This is a genomic window from Mycobacterium sp. (genome assembly GCF_035697385.1).
Classification (GTDB): domain Bacteria; phylum Actinomycetota; class Actinomycetes; order Mycobacteriales; family Mycobacteriaceae; genus Mycobacterium.
The window spans coordinates 37,498-59,030 of sequence record NZ_DASSCY010000009.1 but is presented as its reverse complement, the minus strand read 5'-3'; the positions used below and the strand labels follow the sequence as shown (position 1 = coordinate 59,030).

Below are 21,533 nucleotides of genomic sequence, written 5' to 3'. Positions count from 1 at the left end.
GATCCCTTCAGCTCGTTCAAGATGAAGATGGGCCTGCTCGTCGGCAGCGCGATCACCCTTGCCGCGTTCACGTTCTGGATCGGCGCGAGCTGGCAGTTCCGGTGGGCGTTGCTCGCCGCGCTGGCCACCTCGCTCGCACTCACCCAATTCCTCGCCCACGGCATGACATCGCCGCTGCGGCAGATGACCGCGGCGGCGCGCGCCATGGCGCGCGGCGACTACAGCGCGCGTGTCCGCGCCACGTCCAGAGATGAGATCGGACAGTTGGCGGCGGCTTACAACCAGATGGCGACGGATCTGGGCGCCGCCGACGAGTATCGACGCGGCCTCATCGCCAACGTCTCGCACGAGCTTCGGACCCCCATCACGGCGTTGCACGCGCTGCTGGAGAACGTCGTCGACGGCATCGCGGAGCCGGATGACAAAACCATGCGGATGGCGCTGTCGCAGACCGAGCGACTCAGCGAGCTGGTCACCAACCTGTTGGACCTGTCCCGGCTCGAAGGCGGCGCTATCGCATTGCAGCCCAGCATATTCGGCGTCAAGCGGTTCCTCGAGGAGGCCGTCGGACACGTCGCGGTGGCTGGCGATGGGGTGCAGGTGACGGTGCAAGTGTCGCCTCCGGATCTTGTCGCCATCGCCGATCAGGCCCGTCTGCGGCAGGTGGTCGTCAACTTGGTGGACAACGCCATCCGGCACAGCCCTGCGGGCGCAAGGGTCTCCGTGATCGCGAGTGCGGCGCAGCCGACAGGGCTGCGGGTCGAAGTGTGCGACGAGGGGCCAGGGATTCCTCCCGACGAACGTGAACGCGTGTTCCAGCGCTTCACAAGGGGCGCGACATCGGCCGGCGGTACCGGACTCGGATTGGCGATCGCCCGCTGGGCGGTCGAATTGCATGGCGGCGCCATCGAAGTGATGGACGCCAGGACTGGTTGCCGGATCGGGGTCACAATCCCCGCACCGGCGGTAGGCGAGGAACAACGATGACGACACCGCAGAGCACGATGTACCCGGGCTGGTACGGGGCACCGCAAGCGCCGCCGCCCCCACCCGTGTTCGGTCCGCAACGGCCGCGGTACGGCGAGCCCGGTTGGACCATCTGGCCGCACCGCATCTGGCCGCTCGACCCGCTGGCCGCCGCGCCGCGCCGACTGCTGATGCTCGCGCTTGTCGCCGGCGTGATTGGTGCCGCGTTCTGGCGGATCTCCGTGCTCAGCGTGGGCTACCTCCTTGTCGGTGCCCTGGTGTTCGGCGTCGTGTACGGCACCGCCGGGCGTCGTCCGACGCGCGGTGAATGGCTCGGGATCACTGTCACCCTGGCGCTGCTGGCCGTGCCCGCACTGCTCGCTGCGGAATGGCTTGGGGTGCTGTGCGTGCTGGCTGCGTGGCTGGTCGGCTGGAGCACGCTGGCGTGCGGCAGGACGTGGACCGCCGTGTTCACCGGCCCCTTTGTGCCGTGGCTGCTGCCCGCGCGGGTGATCGGGTGGGTCCGTCGCGCCGTCCCAAAGGGCGAACTCAGGTGGAGTCGGCGGCCAAGCGCGGTCCGGATCGGCGTCGTCGCGGCAGTCACCGTTGTGCTCGTGCTGGTGTTCGGCGGCTTGTTCGCGTCCGCCGATCCAGCCTTCGCGCGGCTGATCGAACTCCTAACACCCGAATGGAACCCCTACGAGGCCTATGCCCGCGCCCTGGTGTTCGGGATTGTGCTGAGCTTCGTGCTGTTCGGCGGCTACCTGGTGCGCTTCGCCCCCAAGCTCGATGCGCTCGCGCCGGGTCCAATGCGTCCGGTGCCGAACTGGGAGTGGGCGGTGCCCCTTGCGGTGCTGGACGTGCTGTTCATCGGGTTCGTCGCGGTTCAGGCCACGGTGCTGTTCGGCGGGCATGCGCACGTCCTCGAGACCGAGGGACTGACCTACGCCGAGTACGCACGTCAGGGCTTCTGGCAGCTGCTGTGGGTGTCCGCGCTGACGCTCCTGGTGTTGAGTGGCGTCATCCGGGTGGCAAGGCGGCAGGCTGCACCGGATCGCCGGCTCTTGCGGTCTCTTGTCGGAATCCTTTGTGCCACTTCGGTTGTGGTGGTGATCTCGGCGATCCACCGGATGTGGCTGTATCAACAGGCCTACGGGTTCAGTACCGAGCGCGTCATGGTGATCACCATCGAATTGTGGCTCGGCGCGGTGTTCATCCTCGTCGCCGTCGCAGGTATTCGGATGACGGGGCAGTGGTTGCCGCAGGCGATCCTGATGGCCGGTGCGGTGGCGTTGCTGGGACTTGCCGCGACGAATCCCGAGCGGCTGATCGCCGAGCGCAACATCGACCGGTACGAGCAGACCGGGCTGTTGGACACCGCCTACCTGTTTCGGCTGTCCTCGGACATCGAGCCGGCACTGGCCCGGCTGCCCGAACCGATGCGCGTATGCGCGATGTACCGCAGTGACGACCGGGACGCCTGGTACGAGTTCAATCTGTCGCGGTGGCGTGCCACCCACGACGGCGCGCCGCGTGGCGATGAGTGCGGCCAGTACTGGCTGAACTATCGCTAAAGTCCCCGGGACTTACCTAGCAAGCGCTTGGTTGCTATCCTGGTCGGGTGGACAGGGCGCTTCCGAGTCGGCGCGACGAGCTGCTCGAACTCGCCGCGACGATGTTCGCCGACCGCGGATTGCGGGCCACCACGGTGCGCGACATCGCCGATTCGGCGGGCATCCTGTCCGGCAGTCTCTATCACCACTTCGCTTCCAAAGAAGAGATGGTCGACGAGGTGCTGCGCGGCTTCCTTGACTGGTTGTTCACCAGATACCAGGAGATCGTCGACACCGAACCCAACCCGCTGGAGCGGCTCAAGGGCCTGTTCATGGCGTCGTTCGAGGCGATCGAACACCGGCACGCGCAAGTCGTCATCTACCAGGACGAGGCCAAGCGGCTGTCGTCGCAAGCGCGGTTCTCCTACGTGGATGAGCGCAACAAAGAGCAGCGCAAGATGTGGATGGACGTCCTCAACCAGGGCATCGAAGAGGGCCACTTCCGTCCGGACCTCGACGTCGACCTGGTTTACCGGTTCATCCGCGACACCACCTGGGTTTCGGTCCGCTGGTATCAGCCGGGTGGGCCGCTCACGGCCGAACAGGTCGGCAGGCAATACCTCGCCATCGTCCTCGGCGGGATCACAACGGAAAAGGATTGACATGGCTGGGATTTCGCAGGCGTACGTCGTCGAAGCTGTGCGCACCGCAGTCGGCAAGCGAAACGGATCGCTTGCGGGCGTGCATCCCGTCGACCTCGGAGCCGCCGCGTGGCGCGGCCTGTTCGACCGTGTCGACGTCGACCCCGGCGCGGTCGATGACGTGATCGCCGGCTGCGTCGACGCCATCGGACCCCAGGCGGGCAATATCGCACGACTGTCGTGGCTCGCCGCCGGATATCCGGAGGAAGTGCCAGGAGTCACCGTTGACCGGCAGTGCGGATCGAGCCAGCAGGCGATTTCCTTTGGGGCACAGGCGATCATGTCAGGTACCGCCGATTTGATCGTGGCGGGCGGCATGCAGAACATGAGCCAGATCCCGATCTCGTCGGCGATGATCGTCGGCGAGCAGTTCGGCTTCACCTCGCCAACCAACGAATCGAAGAGCTGGCTGCACCGCTACGGCGACCAGGAGATCTCGCAGTTCCGCGGCTCCGAGATGATCGCCGAGAAGTGGAACCTCTCGCGTGAAGAGATGGAGGAGTACGCGCTGACCAGCCACCAGCGCGCGCTGGACGCGATCCGCGCCGGGCACTTCGAGAACGAGATCATCGGCGTCGAGGGCTTCGTCACCGACGAGGGGCCCCGCGAGACCTCGATGGAGAAGATGGCGGGCCTCAAGACTCTTGTCGACGGTGGCCGGTTGACCGCCGCGATGGCCAGCCAGATCTCCGATGGCGCCAGCGCCGTGCTGCTCGCCTCCGAGCAAGCCGTCAAGGACCACGGCTTGAAGCCGCGCGCCCGCATTCACCACATCAGTGCCCGCGGCGCCGATCCGGTGTTCATGCTGACCGGACCGATCCCGGCAACCCACTACGCGTTGGAGAAGACGGGGCTGTCGATCGAGGACATCGACACGGTGGAGATCAACGAGGCGTTCGCACCCGTCGTCATGGCATGGCTCAAGGAGACCAAGGCCGATCCGGAGAAGGTCAACCCGAGCGGCGGCGCGATCGCCCTGGGACACCCCCTCGGTGCGACCGGCGCGAAACTGTTCGCGACGATGCTGAATACGTTGGAGCGCACCGGCGGTCGCTACGGCCTGCAGACGATGTGCGAGGGCGGCGGCACCGCCAACGTCACCATCATCGAACGGCTCTAACCCTTCCCCTCGCGGCAGGCGTTACTGCGCCAACGCCACTCCGCCGAGCGCGAGGATCCAGCTCGCGAAGCTGCCGACCAGGAAGTACTCGGTCACTTCGTCGATGCCGATGCCACCGTTCTCGCGGGCCTTCTGTGCGTTGATCTCCGGGAACCGGACGATGCTCTTGGCGGCGACGACGGCCGTCGCCGCGGCCAGCTGACCGGCCAAACCCAGGCCGACGATGAGCAGGCGTTCCATCGGGCCGAGCAGCCGGCCGCCTTTCAGCTTGTCCGACGCCTGCGGTTGGCCCGCCGGTTTGACCGCGCCGACGGAGCCAAGCACCAAGCGCACCAATTGATTTCCCGTCACAAGTTGCAACAACACGACGCCCACCACCATCAGCACGCGATTCGGCGACACCTCGTCGAGACCGGGCAGTCCGACCCACCCCGACCATCGCTGCACCAAGCCCGCGACGTCAGAACCCCAGCCCGACAACAGGATCAGCACTCCGGCGGCACCGCCGAACACCACCAGCGGCGTCACCTCTCGCTCGCCGGTCCGCTCGGCGCGCGCACACAACACGACCCACCAGACGCTCGCCGCCGCGGCGATCACCAACAGCGCGATGTCACCCAGGTGCCACAGTCCCGCCAGGACCGCGCAGCAGACGACGGTGAGAGGCGCGACGGCGACCGGCACCCAGATGCGGTCGGTGAGTCTGCGGCACACGTCGGCGATGCCCACCGCGATCAGCATCACCGCTAGTCCGCTCACTTTAGGCTCCGTAGGTATTGCGACGCTTGAACAATCAGGTCGAGACCATCGCGGCCGGCGCGCTGCGACACCGCCGAGGCGCTGATGCCCTCGGTCGTCGCGATGTCCTTCTTACTGCGGTTACTCAACAGGCCCTTCAGAATCCGTATCGATCGGTCATCCAGCGATCCAAGCAGATGGTCCCGACACAACAGCGCAGCGTTGACCGCGTCGATGTCGTCGCGGTTCGTGCCGCGAAACGACGTCCGCGCCAGCGCCAGGCCCGGTTGCCGTTGGGCCGACGCCGTCCATTCGATGGCCTCCCGCGCCGCCCACCATCCCGGTCCGTCCTGAATTCCCGCATCGGGGTCGAGCACCACCACTTCGCCCCAGCCGATCCCGAACCGCACGTCGATGTCCGGTACGACGGCCAGCCACAGCGACAGCGCCGCATCGATCGCGCCGCCCACTGTCGGATAGCTGCCCTGAAACTCGTCACCGACGGTGAACGCCGGCGGGTCGATGGCGTCGGGCGCGATATCGGCCAGCGCCCGATTCAGGGCGCGGTGTTGCGCACTTCGGTCGGCGACGCGACGGGAGCCCACGACGTCGCCGATCACGGTCGCCCGGGAAGTGGATGAAGCGATAGACTTCACCTTCGACATATGAAGAGTATAGCTTCAGCATCTCGATATGAAGCTCACAGCTTCATATCGAACTCACACGACGAGTGCGGCCGCCGCCTGCAGGTGCTTGACCGCGTCATTCACGATGGACTCGACCAGCTCCGCGCATGACGGCAGGTCGTCGAGGATGCCTGCGACCTGGCCCGACGCCAGCACACCTGCCGCGGTGTTGCCTTCGACCAGCCCGGCCTTCAGCAGCATTGGTGTGTTGGCCGCCATCACCACCTGCGACCACGTCAGCTCTTTACCGTGCCTCATCTCGAGGCCGTCGCTGATCATCGACCGCCATGTCATGCCGGACATCTTCTTGAACTTCTGGGCATTGCGCACCGCCGCGCTGAACCCGCGCAGGCGCGATCCGCTTTCCAGCTTCTCGACGAGCCCGGTGCGCAGCACGCGATGCGGCATGCCGTCGACGCGGGTGGACACCACGGTGCCGTCAAGCGCCGCCTGCAGGTACCGCTGCTTGACCTCGTCGGGCACGGTGGAGTCGGAGGTCAACAGGAAGCGCGTGCCCATGGCCACGCCCGCCGCGCCGTACGACAGCGCCGCCGCAAGGCCGCGGCCGTCGAAGAACCCGCCCGCCGCAACCACAGGGATGTCTTCCCCCTTCAACGCATCCAGAACCGACGGCAACAGCAGCGTCGTCGCCACCGGCCCGGTGTGCCCGCCGCCCTCGCCGCCCTGGACGATCACCGCGTCGGCGCCCCAGCCGGCGACCTTCTTGGCGTGCTTGGCCGCTCCGACCGACGGAATCACCACCACGCCAGCCTCTTTCAGGCGGGCAATGAGTTCGGGCTTCGGCGCCAGCGCGAACGAGGCGACCTTCACGCCCTCGCGGATCAGCAGATCGACGCGATCATTCGCATCGCCGGCGTCCGCGCGGATGTTGATGCCGAACGGCTTGTCCGTCGCGGCCTTGACCTTGGTGACGGCGGTCTGCAGTTCCTCCAGCGTCATGGTCGCCGACGCCAGGATGCCAAGGCCGCCGGCGTTCGCGGTAGCCGAGACCAGCCGCGCACCTGCCACCCAGCCCATCCCGGTCTGCACCACCGGATGCTCGATGCCGACCAGCTCAGTCAGCGGCGTGCGCAACTTAGCCATTTGTCACACCCGTATTTCCTTGTCCCGCAGTGACTTCGGGTCGATAACCTCGCGGATCAGCTTTTGTTCGTCGACGGTCGGAAGCCGGGTCGGTTCTGCCTTGTCGAGATCGTGTACCTCGAACGACGTGTTCTCCTGAACCTCTTCTGGCGTGATCCCCGGATGCAGGGACACCGCGCGCATCTGATAGTTCGGCCCGTTGAAGTCGAAGACCCCGAGGTTGGACACCACGCGGTACACGTTGACGAAGCGGTACGCCGGATTCGACGCATCGACCTTGTCCCAGCCGATGCCGGACACCACGTCGACAGACTCGCCGAAGACCCGCTTGGAGTGGTTGCCCACCCAGTAACTGGTGGCGTGGTTGATGGTGTTGCCCGGTGCGCCGCGAACGCCGAACATCTGGCGCTTCGGGTGCTGCAGGGGCCCGAACGCCGAGAGGTTCTGATTGCCGTAGCGGTCAATCTGGTTGGCGCCCATGACCACATGCCTGCGGCCCCATGCGAGAGTCTCGAAGACCCGGCCGAACGGCATCCACCCCTCGATCGCGCCGACGGCGCCGATGGCCGGTGTGTCGGCCAGTAATTGCGCCTCGCCGTCGGACAGCAGGATGTCGGGGGAGAAGGTCAGCCGCGCCAGGCGCGCCCCGATCGACACCATGGTCGCCATCGGGCTCACCATGATTTCGCCTGCGTCACGGAACAATTCGGCGCAGGCAACGGCGCACACCTCGGCGCGGGTCACGGAAATCACTTCTTGTTCTCCTCAGCCGCCTGGAACTTGCGAACCGCTGCCTGATAGTCGGCCTCGCTGCCGGACAGGTAGGTCGCGACGAACTGCTGCCAGCTCTCGTCGGATGCGGCGGCCTCGGCGTAGTGACGCTGAAACTTCTCGTCGCGCCCGTAATCCGGTGCGGCGGTGGTGAAGTGGGCGCCGCCCGGCGCTTCGACGACGGTATCGACCATCATCCGGTTCACCAGCAATGCCTGCGGAGGAACGGCCTTGACCAACTCCTCGGTGGGCACCACCTGCTCCACCGACAGGTGACGCTTGTCCGCTGCCATCAGGTAGAGGTCGTCGAAGTACGGGTCGATGCCCGTGTAGGCGGCATTGCCGGCAGCGTCACCGAGATTCATGTGCACGAACGCCGCGTCCAGCCGCAGCGCGGGCATCGCGATCAAGGTTTCGAAGCCGCCGCCGGGAGCGGGGTATGGCGACGTCACCGTCGACAGCTCGCCTTCCCAGAAGTCCGGCACCGAACTGCCCAGCCCTGCGCGGATCGGCAGGAACGGCAGTCGCTGTGCCGCCGCGTGCAGGCCGCACCGCAACATGCCCTCGTCCATCTCGCGCGCCTCGATGGCGCCGGACGTGCGTGCCTTGGCGAACCATGGATCGTAGAACGGCGGCGAATCCAGCGAGACGAAGCCGTAGTACACCCGCCGCACTTTCCCTGCGGCGCAAAGCAACCCGATGTCCGGTCCGCCGTAGCTGACCACGGTCAGGTCTTTGACGTCGGTGCGCAGGATGGCTCGCACGAAAGCCATGGGCTTGCGCCGCGAGCCCCAGCCGCCGATGCCGATGGTCATGCCGTCACGCAACTCGGCGACGGCTGCGTCCAGAGTGGTCCTCTTGTCGGTCACGACTTGCCTCCCTTGGAGGTCCCCGCGAACGCATCGCGGTGCTCATCCGACACACCGGCGAGGTTCAGCTCAAAGGTAAAGCCTTGTTCCATGCGGTAACTCGAATTGACCCGCTGGACGTCGATCAAGTTCAGCGCTTCCTTGGCCGCGCGGATCACCCGAGTGTCCTTCGCGGCGATGTCGCGGGCCACCCGCAACGCCGCCTCGTCCAGATCGTCGCGCGGCACCACCTCGTGCACCGATCCGAAGTGGTGCAGGGTCGCCGCGTCGACGGTGGCGGCGGTGAAGAACAGTCGTCGCATCATGTGCTGCGGCACCAGCCGCGACAGATGCGTCGCAGCGCCGAGCGCGCCACGCTCGACCTCGGGCAGCCCGAACGTCGCGTCGTCGGAGGCCACGATGACGTCAGCGTTGCCGACCAGCCCGATGCCGCCGCCGACGCAGAAGCCGTTGACGGCCGCGACCACCGGCACCGCGCACTCGTACACCGCGCGGAACGCGGCGTAGCAACCCCGGTTGGCGTCAATCAGCGCCGTGTAGCCCTCGGTGCGCTGCATCTCTTTGATGTCGACGCCGGCATTGAAACCGCGACCGGTGGCCCGAAGGATCACGACGTGGGTCTGCTGGTCCTCGCCGGCCTTGGTGATGGCGTCGGCGAGTTCGAACCACCCGCGCGACGGAATGGCATTGACCGGTGGGTAGTCGACGGTGACCGCGACGATGCCCGGCTCGAGTGTGGAAGACGTGATGGTCATAGCACTTCCTGGTGACGGTAGGAAAGCAAGCACTTGCTTGGTACGCTAGCACAGTGACCGACGCGCCAGACATCAACCTCGGACTCAAGGACAGGGTCGTCCTCGTGACGGGTGGCGTCCGCGGCGTGGGCGCTGGCATCAGCGCGGTCTTCGCCGATCAGGGCGCGACGGTGGTGACATGCGCGCGCCGACCCGTCGAGGGATTGCCCTACGAATTCCACTCCTGCGATGTGCGCGACGACGACGCGGTTGCCGCGATGGTCGACAAGGTCGTCGCCGATCACGGCCGCCTCGACGTGGTGGTGAACAACGCAGGAGGCTCACCGTACGTCCTAACTGCGGACGCGAGTGCGAAGTTCAATCGAAAGATCATCGAGCTCAACCTGTTTGGACCGCTGTCGGTCTCGCAACACGCCAACCGGCACATGCAGACGCAATCGCAGGGCGGGTCCATCATCAACGTCGCCAGCGTCAGCGGCCGAAGGCCGACCCCTGGCACCGCCGCCTATGGCGCCGCGAAGGCGGGCGTGGAAAGCCTCACGAACACACTGGCCGTCGAATGGGCGCCGAAGGTGCGCGTGAACGCGTTGGTGGTGGGCATGGTCGAGACCGAACAGGCCGACCTCTTTTACGGCGACGCGGATTCGATCGCAGCGATCTCGGCCAAGGTGCCATTGGGTCGCCTCGCCAAGCCAGCCGACATCGGTTGGGCCGCAGCGTTTTTAGCCTCAGATGCAGCGTCGTACATCAGTGGCGCGTCGCTCGAGGTGCACGGCGGGGGAGAACCGCCGCATTACCTGGACACAACGACCGCGAACGCGATCAAGTAAGGAGACAGCGGATGGGTTTGCTCGACGGCCGGGTGGTCATCGTGACGGGAGCAGGTGGCGGCATCGGGCGCGCACATGCGCTGGCGTTCGCCGCTGAGGGCGCGCGCGTGGTGGTCAACGACATCGGGGTGGGGTTGGATGGCTCACCCGCCGGCGGGGGCAGCGCTGCGCAAGGTGTCGTCGACGAGATCACCGCCGCCGGAGGCGAAGCCGTGACGAGCGGGGCGAACGTCGCCGATTGGGCGCAGGCCGAGGGCCTGATCCAGACCGCCGTCGACAGCTTCGGCGGGCTCGACGTCCTGGTTAACAATGCGGGCATCGTCCGCGACCGGATGTTCGCCAACACCAGCGAGGAAGAGTTCGACGCCGTCATCGCCGTGCATCTCAAGGGGCACTTCGCCACCATGCGGCACGCGGCGGCCTACTGGCGTGCGCAGTCAAAGGCAGGTAACACCCCCGACGCCCGCATCATCAACACCAGTTCCGGCGCCGGCCTGCAGGGCAGTGTCGGACAGGCCAACTACAGCGCCGCCAAGGCGGGCATCGCTGCCATGACGCTGGTGGCATCGGCCGAAATGGGCCGCTACGGCGTCACCGTCAACGCGATCGCTCCGTCGGCGCGAACCCGGATGACCGAGACCGTGTTCGCCGAGATGATGTCGACACAGGACAAGGACTTCGACGCGATGGCGCCGGAAAACATTTCGCCGCTGGTGGTTTGGCTCGGTAGCGTCGAATCCAGGGACGTCACCGGCAGGATGTTCGAGGTCGAGGGCGGCATCGTGCGTGTTGCAGAGGGCTGGGCGCACGGACCTCAGATCGACAAGGGCGCCCGGTGGGATCCGGCGGAACTCGGTCCGGTGGTCAAGGATCTGCTCGCCAAGGCCCGCCCCCCGGTTCCGGTTTACGGAGCTTGATGGCGACGCCGAGCGGCTCCGGCACTTAACTTAAGCCAAACCGCCGCTGAACCGTCCCTCCGCGGACCATGATGGACGGGTGAGACGATACGGACGAGGCGCCGTTATCGGCGCAATGTTGTTGCTACTGGCCGGGTGTGGTGGACAGCGCGGTGACGACTCAGCGGCCGCGGAAACCGAGCCGACGTCGTGCGAAGTGACCACCGACGCCCGGCTGAGCATCGCGACGGGGAACACCACCGGGGTTTACTACACCCTCGGCGGCGCGTATGCGGAGGCCATCAGTAAGGCCACCGAGGGCAAGCTGAAAGCCACCGCTGCGGAGACGTCCGCGTCGCTGCAGAACATCCAGCAGTTGGTGGCGGGTACCCATCAGATCGCGTTCTCGCTCGCCGACACCGCCGCGGACGCTGTCAACGGCACGGCGTCGTTCGACGAGAAGCAGCCGATCGCGGCGCTCGCGCGGCTGTATCCCAATTACACGCAGGTGATCGCCCGCACGGACGCCGGAATCAACTCGATTGCCGATATGCGGGGCAAGCGCGTTTCCACCGGCGCGCCGAATTCCGGCACCGAGGTGATCGCCAACCGGATGCTGGAGGCGGCCGGACTCGACCCCGCCAAAGACATCCAGGCGCAGCGCACCGAACTGGGTAAGACCGTCGAGGGCATGAAGGACGGATCGATCGACGCAATGTTCTGGTCCGGCGGCCTGCCGACCGGTGGCATCACTGATCTGTTCGTCAGCCAGCGTGATGCCGTCAAGTTCCTCGATGTCACAGACACTTTGACGAAGCTGCAGGAGATCAACCCGATCTACGAACGCGGCGTCATCCCTGCGAGCACCTACCAGACGCCGGCGGATGTGCCGACAGTCGTGGTGCCGAATGTGCTTCTGGTCAAAGACGATATGGACGGAAACACCGCCTGCGTGCTGACGAAGGCGCTGTTCGAAAACAAGGCCGATCTCGTGCAGGCGAACAAGGCGGCGGACGGCATCGCGCTCGACACCGCCCGTCAGACCAGCCCGGTGCCGCTGCATCCCGGCGCGAAGAAGGCGCTCGACGATCTCGGCGCCGCCACCTGACCGAGATCTCGCCCGCCTCCTACGAGGAAGAAAAGCCGGCGCGCCGGCTGACCGGGTGGGTACAGCACCTGGTCACGGCCGCCTGCGTCCTGGTCGGCCTGTTCGCGCTGTATCAGGTGTTCTTTCCGCTGGCGCAGGGCAACCAGGTCTCGCTGATCTTGTTCCTGGCGGCGGTGCTGCCGTTGACCTTGTTGTGCTATCGCTCGGGCGTGCGGTTCCGTCGTCGCTCGGACCCACAAACCACCCGTGACAACCCGACGCCGATCGACTGGCTGCTCGCCGCGGTGGCGTTGGTGGCGTGCCTCTACCCGGTGCTCTCAGTCCAAATCGGCGATGGCGGTGGCGGATTCGACGAGTTCCTCAGCCGCCAAGGCACGCCGGGCGTAACCGACGTCATCGTCGGAACGATCGTGTTGCTGTTGGTGTTGGAGGCCTGCCGCCGCACGACGGGCGTCGCGCTGCCGATCGTGTTGGTGCTCGCCCTCGGCTACGCCTACTACGGCGGCTACCTGCCGCAGGGTGCGGCGATCGCGCACGCCGGCGTGGACTGGGACCAGATCATCAGCGCATCGTTCATCCAGTCGACCGGCCTCTACGGCGTGCCGTTGGACGTCGCGGCAACGTACATCGTGCTTTTCACCATCTACGGCGCCGTGCTGGATGCGTCGGGCGCAAGCAAGTTCTTCATCGACCTGTCGTTCTCCGCGTTCCGCAGATCTCGCGCCGCGCCGGGCCGCACCGTGACGTTAGCCGGGTTCCTGATGGGCAGTGTTTCCGGTTCGGGGACCGCGACGACCGTCAGCCTGGGTTCGGTGACATGGCCGGTGCTGCGGCGCGCTGGCTATCCGGCCGAGAACGCCGGAGGAATGTTGGCCGCCGCGGGCATAGGCGCGATCCTCTCCCCGCCGACGCTGGGCGCTGCTGCCTTCATCATCGCCGAGTACCTACAGGTGTCATATCTGACGGTGCTGGTCTGGGCGATCGTGCCGACGATCCTGTACTACCTCGGCATCCTGCTCGCCGTCGAGATCGACGCCCGGCGCTACGCCACCCGTGAGGTCGATGTCGAAACGGAATCGACGTGGCGGCTGCTGGGCAGGTTCGGCTATCACTTGATTTCGCTGGCGACGATTGTCGTGTTCCTCGCGATGGATGTGTCGGCGGTGAGGGCAGTCGTCTACGCGACGGTGGTGCAGATCGTGCTGTCGTACCTGGACCGCGAACACCGGCTCACGCCGGCCAAGCTGTACGGCGCACTGGCCACGGGTGTGCGAGGCGTCCTTTCCGTCGCAGCGGTGTGTGCTGCGGCGGGCGTCGTCGCCGCGATGATCACCCGAACCGGCCTGGGCTTGCAGCTGAACTCCATCCTGGTGAACACCGCACGCACCATCACCGAAAACCCCACGGCTGTATTGATTTTCACCGCGGTCTTCGCGGCGTTGGCGGTGTCGGTGCTCGGGCTCGCGGTGCCCGTTACGGCGTCGTTCGTGATCAGCTGGGTGATCATCGGGCCTGCGCTGCAGGATCTCGGCGTCTCGGCACCAGCGGTGGCGATGTTCGTGTTCTATTTCGCGGTGCTGTCCGAAGTGACTCCGCCGACGGCACTGGCCTCGGTCGCCGCTTCAGCGATCACCGGCGGCCGGGTGATCCCCACCATGATGCAGACGTGGAAGTACACGCTGCCCGCCTTCCTGGTGCCGTTCGCGTTCGTGATCACCGACAACGGCGAAGGCCTTCTCGGCCTGAAGTCGATTGCCGACATGGCGTGGACGGCGGCGGTTGGCGCACTGGCAGTGGCGGCACTGGCGGTGGTCACCGGCGGGTGGCTGATCCGCAAGGCAGGTTGGCCCGAGCGGCTGCTGTGTGTACCGGCGGCGGCGTTGTTGCTGTACATGCAGCCGGTAACGATGGCCGTGGGAGCAGGCCTGGTTGCGGCCGCAGTGGTCCTGAATCTCGTTATCGCTCGCAGAGAACCAGCGGAATCACCCGATCAGTCGCCTGCCGATAGCCCCGATACGGCGGATACATCTTGATCAGCCTGGGCCAGTAGCACTTTCGTTCATCGTCGCTGGCGTCGCGCGCGACAAGGTCGAGGTGCTCGTCGCGAATCTGGATGTGCACCTTAGGGTCTTCCTTCAGGTTGCGGTACCAGCCTGGGTCGCGGGCGCGGCCGCCGAACGACGCCGGCAGCACCACCCGATCGCCGTCACGCAGATACAGCGTCGGCGTGGTATGCGACTGGCCGGTCTTGCGTCCGGTGGTGGTGATCAGCGCCGCGGGAAACCACAGCAGCTTCGCCCCCAACCGCCCGTTGGTGCGCTGATACACCCAGATATGGGCGCGCGCGAAGTACTTCATCAGCAGCGCAAGGAACTTCGAGTTCCGGACCCATCGCCGCTCACTCATTCGACCTGACTAGCCGCAGCGGACCGTTTGCAAACCAACTGACCGAATGGCGTCAAAGCTAGGGGGTCAAGACCCCTCCCGGTGCCGACCCGACGTGTATAGGCGGGCCCGGTAGCGGCGACGGTTGCATTACATGGGTGGGCGCATCGCTGGGCAGCGGGTTGCGGCCCTGCGACTCTGCCGGCGGAGGGGCCGCACACCCTGAGTCATCTTGCGCGTTCGCGTCCGTCACAACCCCACCGCTTGTCAGACAGCACCAGGCGGCGTCTCGGATGGTCTTCTTCATGCAGTCGTCGTACGCCCCGATGTCCCATACCTGCTCGGCGCTGGCCACGGCGGCTGATCCGATCGCCAGGCCTAGTGCGAGCGCTGGGCCCGCTAGGTAGCGGGTCACACGGATGCGGGTCGTCTTGGCCATATCCTTCTCCTTCACGCGAGCTTTTCGCTTGGGAACATGCTCGGCTGAGAAGTCATCGGCGTTCTAGTCATGGATTTGTACCGACCATGGTCCTGAATTTGTACTAGCAGCGTGATGAGGGATGCGGTCGCCTAGTGCCCGAGTCATTACCTATGAGGCAGTAGTTCCCCCTTGCGATGAGATCCCGTCGAATCGGATCACCGCTGCTACACGGCGGACACTTGACCCGCGAAACGTACGTTTTGCAGAGCAAGTGCGAGAAGAGGGCGACAAAACGTACGTTTCGGCGATCCACCGCCGTCGACTTGTGCCCACCAACCGGCCCATCAAAGCTGCCAGTGAATTATTGACTCAGGACACTAGGGCGGTGCGCCTACTTCTTGGTGCGACGGCTGCCGCCGTGCCAATCCTCTTCGATGCCAACTGTTTCGGTGTCGACGCCCAAGGCGGCCAGCTGCGGACGCTCTCGCAGACTGCGCTTGATCTCCGCGAAGCCTGCGAAGCCGGCGAGGCCGATGACGTGGTCCCAGAGCCGGCCGGCGTCGTCCGGACTCGGCAGCCTGCTGATCACCGGGCCGAAGAACGCTGTGCCGCCAGGCGGTTGGAAATGCAGGATCGGCGTTCCGACATCGCGACCCGTCAGGGCGAGCGCCTCTTCGGTCTCGGCGCGGATCATGTCATCGAACGATGTGTCATCGAGCGCGTCGGCAAGGTCGACGGGCAGGCCGGCATCGCGCAATAACGGCTCCACCAGTTCGCGCGCACCTTGACCCGATGCGGTAAGGGGATCGTTGTCGCGGCGCGTGTCGAACAACCGCGTTCCGATCGCGCTGTATAGGGGCCCGACCGCGTCCCGCCCATGGTCCGAGCGGGTTCGCGCGCAGACCCGAAGCAGTCGCAGGCCCGCGGTATGGCCGGCTTCGTAGTCCTCGGGGAAATGCGTGGCGTAGTCCACGTTCGCATTGACGATCCGCAGTGAGATGAACCGCCAGTCGACGCTGTAATCGCGCTGGGCGGCCACCATGCGCACCCACTTGCTCGTCAACCAGGCGAACGGGCAGACCGGGTCGAAATAGAAATGAAGGTCGGCCGGTGCGGTCACGGTTCGCAGACCACGAGCGGGATCACCCGATCGGTCCACGACTGGTAGTCGTCGTACGTCGGGTACATCTCTGTGAGCCGCGGCCAGTACTTGGCGCGTTCCTCTTCGGTGGCGTCGCGGGCCGTCAGCTCGAGTACTTCTTTTTTGATCTGAACCTGAACCTTTGGGTTGGCCTTGAGGTTCAAGTACCACATCGGGTTCTTGTCGCTGCCACCCTTGGACGCGGCCACCACCACGGTGTCGCCGTCGCGGTGGAAGTAGAGCGGACTGATGCGGGGCTCTCCGCTCTTGCGTCCGATCGTGGTCAGCAGCGCCACCGAAATGCCCTGGAAGTCACTGCCGAAGCCCTCGCCGTCGCTGCGGCGGTACAGGTAGGTGTTGATCTTCGACATCCACTTGATGAAGAAGTCGGCGGGCTTCGTGTCCATGAAACGGGGACGTGTGTTTGGCATTGTTCGATGCTACGGCCCCAAGCCAGCACTGATGGAGTGTCTGCAAGTTGACGTGGCGGACTGCATCGCTGGGCACACTTACCGCAATCTTTCACGGACGCGCATTCGCGTTTTGGATTAGGAGTTCAATCCGCCTCGCCGTAACAAGCTTGTACTGCAGTGAGCGCATCAACGGTGCCGCCTTCTCGTCCGGCATGTTCGAGGCGAACTCGATACCTGAACCGAGAAGCGAACTCCCCCAGGATATTTCCGTGAGCACTAAAGCGTGTGCCCAGTCTAGGTCGGATAAAGCATTGCGTTGCTTAATGTCCGCCACCAACCGATTAATCAACTGGATGAACTCGGCCTCAGTGGCCACACCAACTAGCGGCGCGAGCACTGGGGCGCCCGCCGCAGGACCGAGGTACTCGTTGAGGCCCAACACGAGCAGCTGGCGTTCGTCGTCGGTGAGCTCCACGTCAACTGTGTGGCCGGTCGTCATGAAATGATCCTAACCTTTTGTTGGACAAACAATTTGGAATGGTTCATGAGCCTGGCCTGCTTGGTGTTCCGCCAACGCCGTCGAAATCGACCACGGGCAGATCTGACTCGCCGCCCCCAGGGGGGATGACGATCTCGGGCTGGCCGACCATCGGCGGAATGCCGCCTCGCGGACCGCGCGACCCTGGTGGTTCGGCAGGCGGCGCGCGGAACGGTGTGTCGGCCAGCTCAGCGGGCGGTATCGACGGCAGCCGCGTCGGCATCTTGGATTCTAGATACGCTTCGCCGGCCCGCGGCTTAAAAACGGTTCCACCGTCGGCGGCACCCGCGTCGCGGATCACGATGATATTGGTCTTTGGGTCATAGAGCGCTGGCGCGCCGTCTGCGGTTCGCCCGACGATTAAGCTCCCGGGATTAGTGCTGTTCGTCCGCAATATGCGCTCAACCTCTGCGGCGATTTGATCCTTCGACATACCTGGGAACTCCGCGGCGTGCTTGACGCCCGCGTGACCGTAGGCAATCTTCTGGGCCGTGCGCGTGATTGGGTCGTCGCTCCACCCGCCGGGCGGTGGATTCGGCGACGTCCACGGCGGCTTCTCTGGGATTGGGGTGCTGCGGAAATCGACTGCCTGGATGACGTTTTCATTGCCATCGAAATCTGGTCCTTCCCGAAAGGAAACCGTGCCCAAGCTAGCGCCGAAGCTGCTGATCCTCGCAGCGGCATCTTGATCCGCCCGGGATAACGCAAGCGCCTTTGCCCGAATCTCTGCGGCCAGCAACTCGGCTTGTGCTTGGCGGGCAGCCAATTCCTCCAGCGATACTGACGTCTGCCCGTCGGTCACAGAGAGGTCTTCCCCGACGACGAATCCTTCGGCTTGCGCCTCGCCGATCGCATGAAGCGCTTGCTTCTTCGCAAGCTCAAGCTCGTCAACCGCGCTACGAGCGATGTTTGCGGCACCCCGGAGATCGTCAGCCAGACCGCGGACCTTCAGCTGGTCGGCCTTGGCTCTCGCCTGGGCTGCATCCGCAGCAGAGCCTTCCCACGGAAGTCCACCGGGTAATGGCATTTCGCGGGCGACGCGATCAAACGCGTACTCCCAATTGTCGGCAGTATTACTCCAGAAAGTCGCCGCCTGACGCAGGTGCTCGGTGTCCCACGCCCGGATTTGCGACAGCGTAGGCATCACTGACGGGGCGGGCATTGATCAAACCCGGTACGTGGGGCCCACTGCCTCGATGGAGCTGGCCAAGAGCTCATCCTGGCTGACGTATCTCGTCGCGCCTTCCGAGAGTTTCGTGCCGGTGGCAGTCATCCGCGTCGCCATCGCGGCGGATACCGATCTGACCCCAGCATTCACTGCTTGTACGGCAGTCACGGTTGCTTGACTTCTCAGACCAGTGACAACGGGCGCAGCTGACGCGGCCAGTTCACCGGCTAGTCCCTCGCACCATTGTCCCAGCGAAAGCAACCCCTCGGCTTCGACCCTGACTTCCCCCACACGAATGACTTTAGTGTGCTGCGTCTGTGAAATGGCACGGTAGTTTAGGGGAGGCTTGTTACCACCGGGCCACGCCGCAGACGAGTGATGACCAGCGGGACCGGCTTGCGGCCACGAGCCACTCCGCACATGAGACGTCAGACAACCATTAGGACTTGATCAGGAAAGGGCGGATGCTCGCGCGGATCTGGTGGATCTGCCCGTCGGTCGCAGGGATGACGAACGTCTCGTTGATGTGGGCGCCCACTCGCCGCCCGCCGATCGACGGTTTGGTCTCCAGATCGAAACGAGCCCGCACGACGTCGCCGTCGACGGTGAACTCGGGCACGGTCGTGGCCCGGATGACCCGGTACTGCGGTCCGCGATTCAGGCTGCGGCGCAAGTGATTTCCCGAGAATCCGGTCTTGAGTCCCACCTCGACGCGTGTGCAACCAGGTGCGAACGGAACCTTGTCGGCATCGTGGCTGACCAGCGCGTCGACGTACGCCTGCGCGGCCGCGATCCGTTCGGTGTCCGAAGCGGGCACTAGATGCGTTCGATGATCGTGCCGGTGGACAGCGCCCCGCCGGCGCACATGGTGATCAGTGCGGTGTTCTGATCGGTGCGCTCCAGCTCGTGCAGCGCGGTGGTGATCAGTCGGCTGCCGGTGCTACCGACGGGATGCCCCAGTGCAATTGCGCCACCGTTGACGTTGACCCGCTCCATGTCGGCCTCGTGAACCCGCGCCCACGACAGCACGACCGACGCGAACGCCTCGTTGATCTCGACGAGGTCGATGTCGCCCATCTTCATGCCGGCCTTCTCCAGCACCTTCGCGGTGGACTGCACGGGACCGTCGAGGTGGTAGTACGGCTCGGCTCCGACCAGCGCCTGGCTGATGATCCGCGCCCTCGGCTTCAGCCCCAGCGCCTTGGCCTTGTCCTCGTCCATCCACAGCACGGCCGCCGCGCCGTCGGAGATCTGCGACGAAGTGCCCGCGGTGTGAATGCCGCCCTCGATCACAGGTTTCAGCGACGCCAGACCCTCCAGAGTCGTGTCGCGCAACCCCTGGTCGCGGGTGACGACGTGACGCTCGGACGTCGGCTGCTTCTGCTCGTCGAGCACCGGCGCCTCGATACCGCTGATCTCACGGTCGAACCGGCCCTCGGCCCAGGCCTGCTTGGCCTTGCGCTGAGAGTCGAAGCCGAACTGGTCGATGTCCTCGCGAGTGATGCCGCGCCGCTTGGCGATCCGCTCGGCAGCGGTGAACTGATCGGGCAGGTCGATGTCCCACGACTCGGGCCGCAGGATGCCGCGATCAGGCCCGGCGTTGGCGCCAAGGCCGACGCGGCTCATCGCCTCGATGCCGCACGCGATGCCGATGTCGATGGCGCCCGCAGCGATCAGTCCCGCGATCAGGCCGTTGGCCTGCTGACCGCTGCCGCACTGGCAGTCCACGGTCATCGCGCCGACGTGTTCGGGCAGGCCGGCAACCAGCCAACTCACCCGAGTGATGTTGTTGGACTGCTCGCCGTACTGCGTTACGCAGCCGCCGACGACCTGCTCGACATCGCCGGCGTCGATGCCGGCCTTCTCGACGAGCGCCTTCTGAGTGGCGCCCAGCAGCTCGGTGGCATGCAGGCCGGACAGCCATCCGTTCCGCTTACCGATCGGGCTGCGAGTGGCTTCAACGATGACAGGGTTACCCATTCCGTCAGGCTAGAACACGTTTCATTACTCTGACAAGCAAGGATTGTGACCTGCCTTTTTTCTGCGCAGAAGGCATGTTTTACTGGAACTAGAACACGTTGCAATTGAGGAGTTCACACCTATGCCGACCCCCAATATCCCAGCTGATTTCGACTTCCTCGACCCCGACGTCAACCTCGCGGGCCTGCCCGTTGCCGAGCTTGCCGAACTGCGCAAGGCCGAGCCGATCCACTGGGTCGACGTTCCCGGCGGCACGGGCGGCTTCGGGGACAACGGCTACTGGCTGGTCACCAAGCATGCGGACGTCAAGGAGGTGTCGCGTCGCAGCGACGTCTTCTCCAGCTGGCAGAACGGGGCGATCCCGGTCTGGCCGAAGGAAATGACGTTCGAGAACATCGAGTTGCAGCGCAACGTCATGCTCAACATGGACGCGCCGCACCACACCCGGCTGCGCAAGATCATCTCCCGCGGCTTCACGCCCAGGGCAGTCGGACGCCTGGAGGACGAACTCGCCCAGCGTGCCCAGAACATCGCCAAGACCGCGGCGGCAGAAGGGAGCGGCGACTTCGTCGAGCAGGTGTCGTGCGAGCTGCCGTTGCAGGCAATCGCCGGCCTGCTCGGTGTGCCCCAGGACGACCGCGACAAGCTCTTCCGCTGGTCCAACGAGATGACCGGCGGCGAGGACCCCGAGTTCGCCGATGTCGATCCGGCGCAGTCGTCGATGGAACTGATCATGTACGCGATGGCGATGGCGGACGAACGGGGCAAGAACCCCACCGACGACATCGTCACGACGCTGATCCAGGCCGACATCGAGGGTGAGAAGCTCACCGACGACGAGTTCGGCTTCTTCGTGATCATGCTCGCCGTCGCGGGCAACGAGACGACCCGTAACTCGATCACCCACGGCATGATCGCCCTCGCCGACAACCCGGATCAGTGGGAGCTGTACAAGAAGGAGCGCCCCTCGACCACGGCCGATGAGATCGTCCGCTGGGCCACGCCGGTGTCGGCGTTCCAGCGGACCGCCAACGAGGACCTCGAATTGGGCGGCGTGCAGATCAAAAAGGGTCAGCGGCTGGTCATGTCGTACCGCTCGGCCAACTTCGACGAGGACGTCTTCGAAGACCCGCATACATTCGATATCCTGCGCGACCCGAACCCACACGTCGGGTTCGGCGGCACCGGCGCGCACTACTGCATCGGCGCGAACCTGGCCCGGATGACGATCAACCTGATCTTCAACGCGGTCGCCGACCACATGCCGGATCTCAAGCCCATCGGCGAGCCCGAGCGGTTGCGGTCGGGTTGGCTCAACGGCATCAAACACTGGCAGGTCGACTATTCGGGCGCCGGCGCCAAGTAGCTCGAACTTCGCAATCGAATCGCC

At 65.3% G+C, this 21,533-nt stretch carries 24 protein-coding genes; 10 read left to right on the top strand and 14 right to left on the bottom strand.

All coding sequences use genetic code 11. The annotated features are described in order from the left end of the window. Positions 1-21 precede the first annotated feature (21 nt). The 4 genes from VFH65_RS00995 to fadA6 are packed head-to-tail and all read left to right on the top strand — an operon-like array spanning position 22 to position 4,340. Positions 22-987, top strand: a complete 966-nt coding sequence (locus VFH65_RS00995; RefSeq protein WP_353319274.1) for a HAMP domain-containing sensor histidine kinase — start codon at positions 22-24, stop codon at positions 985-987. Further along, on the top strand, positions 984-2,540 hold the full coding sequence (locus VFH65_RS00990; protein ID WP_353319255.1) for a DUF4153 domain-containing protein: 1,557 nt from the start codon (positions 984-986) through the stop codon (positions 2,538-2,540). Before VFH65_RS00995 ends, VFH65_RS00990 begins: the two co-directional genes overlap by 4 nt. Positions 2,541-2,587: 47 nt before the next feature. Further along, the gene (kstR2, locus tag VFH65_RS00985) at positions 2,588-3,181 is read left to right on the top strand and encodes a TetR family transcriptional regulator KstR2 (RefSeq protein WP_353319254.1); all 594 of its coding nucleotides are present in this window, start codon (positions 2,588-2,590) and stop codon (positions 3,179-3,181) included. A gap of 10 nt (positions 3,182-3,191) precedes the next feature. After that, positions 3,192-4,340: a steroid 3-ketoacyl-CoA thiolase FadA6 gene (gene fadA6, locus VFH65_RS00980; protein ID WP_353319273.1), complete on the top strand. Its 1,149-nt coding sequence runs from the start codon at positions 3,192-3,194 to the stop codon at positions 4,338-4,340. A 21-nt stretch (positions 4,341-4,361) separates the two neighbouring features. Here fadA6 and VFH65_RS00975 read toward each other — a convergent pair whose 3' ends face one another. The 6 genes from VFH65_RS00975 to echA20 are packed head-to-tail and all read right to left on the bottom strand — an operon-like array spanning position 4,362 to position 9,263. Beyond that, a complete protein-coding gene (locus VFH65_RS00975; RefSeq protein ID WP_353319253.1) occupies positions 4,362-5,099 on the bottom strand; it encodes a hypothetical protein in 738 nt (245 codons plus the stop codon). Next, complete coding sequence (locus tag VFH65_RS00970) at positions 5,096-5,743, bottom strand: SatD family protein (protein ID WP_353319252.1); 648 nt, start codon at positions 5,741-5,743, stop codon at positions 5,096-5,098. The genes VFH65_RS00975 and VFH65_RS00970 overlap by 4 nt, the downstream gene beginning before the upstream one ends. A 54-nt stretch (positions 5,744-5,797) precedes the next feature. After that, complete coding sequence (gene ipdC / locus VFH65_RS00965) at positions 5,798-6,868, bottom strand: (3aS,4S,5R,7aS)-5-hydroxy-7a-methyl-1-oxo-octahydro-1H-indene-4-carboxyl-CoA dehydrogenase (protein WP_353319251.1); 1,071 nt, start codon at positions 6,866-6,868, stop codon at positions 5,798-5,800. Between the two features lie 3 nt (positions 6,869-6,871). Further along, complete coding sequence (gene ipdB / locus VFH65_RS00960) at positions 6,872-7,621, bottom strand: cholesterol ring-cleaving hydrolase subunit IpdB (RefSeq protein WP_353319250.1); 750 nt, start codon at positions 7,619-7,621, stop codon at positions 6,872-6,874. Next, positions 7,618-8,508 (bottom strand): cholesterol ring-cleaving hydrolase subunit IpdA, encoded by an 891-nt coding sequence (gene ipdA / locus VFH65_RS00955; RefSeq protein WP_353319249.1) that lies wholly within the window; start codon positions 8,506-8,508, stop codon positions 7,618-7,620. Before ipdA ends, ipdB begins: the two co-directional genes overlap by 4 nt. Then, positions 8,505-9,263 carry a (7aS)-7a-methyl-1,5-dioxo-2,3,5,6,7,7a-hexahydro-1H-indene-carboxyl-CoA hydrolase gene (echA20, locus tag VFH65_RS00950; protein WP_353319248.1) on the bottom strand — a complete coding sequence of 253 codons (759 nt, stop codon included), beginning with the start codon at positions 9,261-9,263 and terminating at the stop codon, positions 8,505-8,507. Before echA20 ends, ipdA begins: the two co-directional genes overlap by 4 nt. Before the next feature lie 71 nt (positions 9,264-9,334). Here echA20 and VFH65_RS00945 point away from each other — a divergent pair, with 71 nt between their 5' ends. The 4 genes from VFH65_RS00945 (at position 9,335) to VFH65_RS00930 (ending at position 14,130) form a co-directional block, all read left to right on the top strand. Next, the gene (locus VFH65_RS00945; protein WP_414688330.1) at positions 9,335-10,093 is read left to right on the top strand and encodes an SDR family oxidoreductase; all 759 of its coding nucleotides are present in this window, start codon (positions 9,335-9,337) and stop codon (positions 10,091-10,093) included. 11 nt (positions 10,094-10,104) lie between these two features. Then, on the top strand, positions 10,105-11,010 hold the full coding sequence (locus VFH65_RS00940; RefSeq protein WP_353319246.1) for an SDR family oxidoreductase: 906 nt from the start codon (positions 10,105-10,107) through the stop codon (positions 11,008-11,010). Between the two features lie 115 nt (positions 11,011-11,125). Continuing rightward, a complete protein-coding gene (locus tag VFH65_RS00935) occupies positions 11,126-12,097 on the top strand; it encodes a TAXI family TRAP transporter solute-binding subunit (protein WP_353319272.1) in 972 nt (323 codons plus the stop codon). Between the two features lie 47 nt (positions 12,098-12,144). Further along, on the top strand, positions 12,145-14,130 hold the full coding sequence (locus VFH65_RS00930) for a TRAP transporter permease (RefSeq protein WP_353319271.1): 1,986 nt from the start codon (positions 12,145-12,147) through the stop codon (positions 14,128-14,130). Here the strand turns inward: VFH65_RS00930 and VFH65_RS00925 are convergent. From VFH65_RS00925 to VFH65_RS00900, 6 genes are all read right to left on the bottom strand, one after another. Continuing rightward, positions 14,054-14,503, bottom strand: a complete 450-nt coding sequence (locus VFH65_RS00925) for a nitroreductase family deazaflavin-dependent oxidoreductase (protein WP_353319245.1) — start codon at positions 14,501-14,503, stop codon at positions 14,054-14,056. The genes VFH65_RS00930 and VFH65_RS00925 overlap by 77 nt on opposite strands. Before the next feature lie 58 nt (positions 14,504-14,561). Beyond that, complete coding sequence (locus VFH65_RS00920) at positions 14,562-14,921, bottom strand: hypothetical protein (protein WP_353319244.1); 360 nt, start codon at positions 14,919-14,921, stop codon at positions 14,562-14,564. Between the two features lie 373 nt (positions 14,922-15,294). Further along, positions 15,295-16,023, bottom strand: coding sequence for a hypothetical protein (locus VFH65_RS00915; RefSeq protein ID WP_353319243.1), 729 nt, complete (start codon positions 16,021-16,023; stop codon positions 15,295-15,297). After that, positions 16,020-16,475, bottom strand: coding sequence for a nitroreductase family deazaflavin-dependent oxidoreductase (locus tag VFH65_RS00910; RefSeq protein ID WP_353319242.1), 456 nt, complete (start codon positions 16,473-16,475; stop codon positions 16,020-16,022). The genes VFH65_RS00915 and VFH65_RS00910 overlap by 4 nt, the downstream gene beginning before the upstream one ends. Before the next feature lie 91 nt (positions 16,476-16,566). Beyond that, positions 16,567-16,956, bottom strand: coding sequence for a hypothetical protein (locus tag VFH65_RS00905; protein WP_353319241.1), 390 nt, complete (start codon positions 16,954-16,956; stop codon positions 16,567-16,569). Between the two features lie 43 nt (positions 16,957-16,999). Then, positions 17,000-18,157, bottom strand: a complete 1,158-nt coding sequence (locus tag VFH65_RS00900; RefSeq protein ID WP_353319240.1) for a hypothetical protein — start codon at positions 18,155-18,157, stop codon at positions 17,000-17,002. Between the two features lie 34 nt (positions 18,158-18,191). Here VFH65_RS00900 and VFH65_RS00895 point away from each other — a divergent pair, with 34 nt between their 5' ends. After that, positions 18,192-18,341 carry a hypothetical protein gene (locus VFH65_RS00895; protein WP_353319239.1) on the top strand — a complete coding sequence of 50 codons (150 nt, stop codon included), beginning with the start codon at positions 18,192-18,194 and terminating at the stop codon, positions 18,339-18,341. A gap of 261 nt (positions 18,342-18,602) precedes the next feature. On the opposite strand, the gene VFH65_RS00890 is transcribed toward VFH65_RS00895, so the two are convergent. Further along, complete coding sequence (locus tag VFH65_RS00890) at positions 18,603-18,980, bottom strand: hypothetical protein (RefSeq protein WP_353319238.1); 378 nt, start codon at positions 18,978-18,980, stop codon at positions 18,603-18,605. Further along, positions 18,980-20,143 carry a steroid 3-ketoacyl-CoA thiolase gene (locus VFH65_RS00885; protein ID WP_353319237.1) on the bottom strand — a complete coding sequence of 388 codons (1,164 nt, stop codon included), beginning with the start codon at positions 20,141-20,143 and terminating at the stop codon, positions 18,980-18,982. Before VFH65_RS00885 ends, VFH65_RS00890 begins: the two co-directional genes overlap by 1 nt. Positions 20,144-20,264: 121 nt before the next feature. Between VFH65_RS00885 and VFH65_RS00880 the strand changes: the two genes are divergently transcribed. After that, positions 20,265-21,509: a cytochrome P450 gene (locus VFH65_RS00880; RefSeq protein WP_353319236.1), complete on the top strand. Its 1,245-nt coding sequence runs from the start codon at positions 20,265-20,267 to the stop codon at positions 21,507-21,509. Positions 21,510-21,533: the final 24 nt, after the last annotated feature.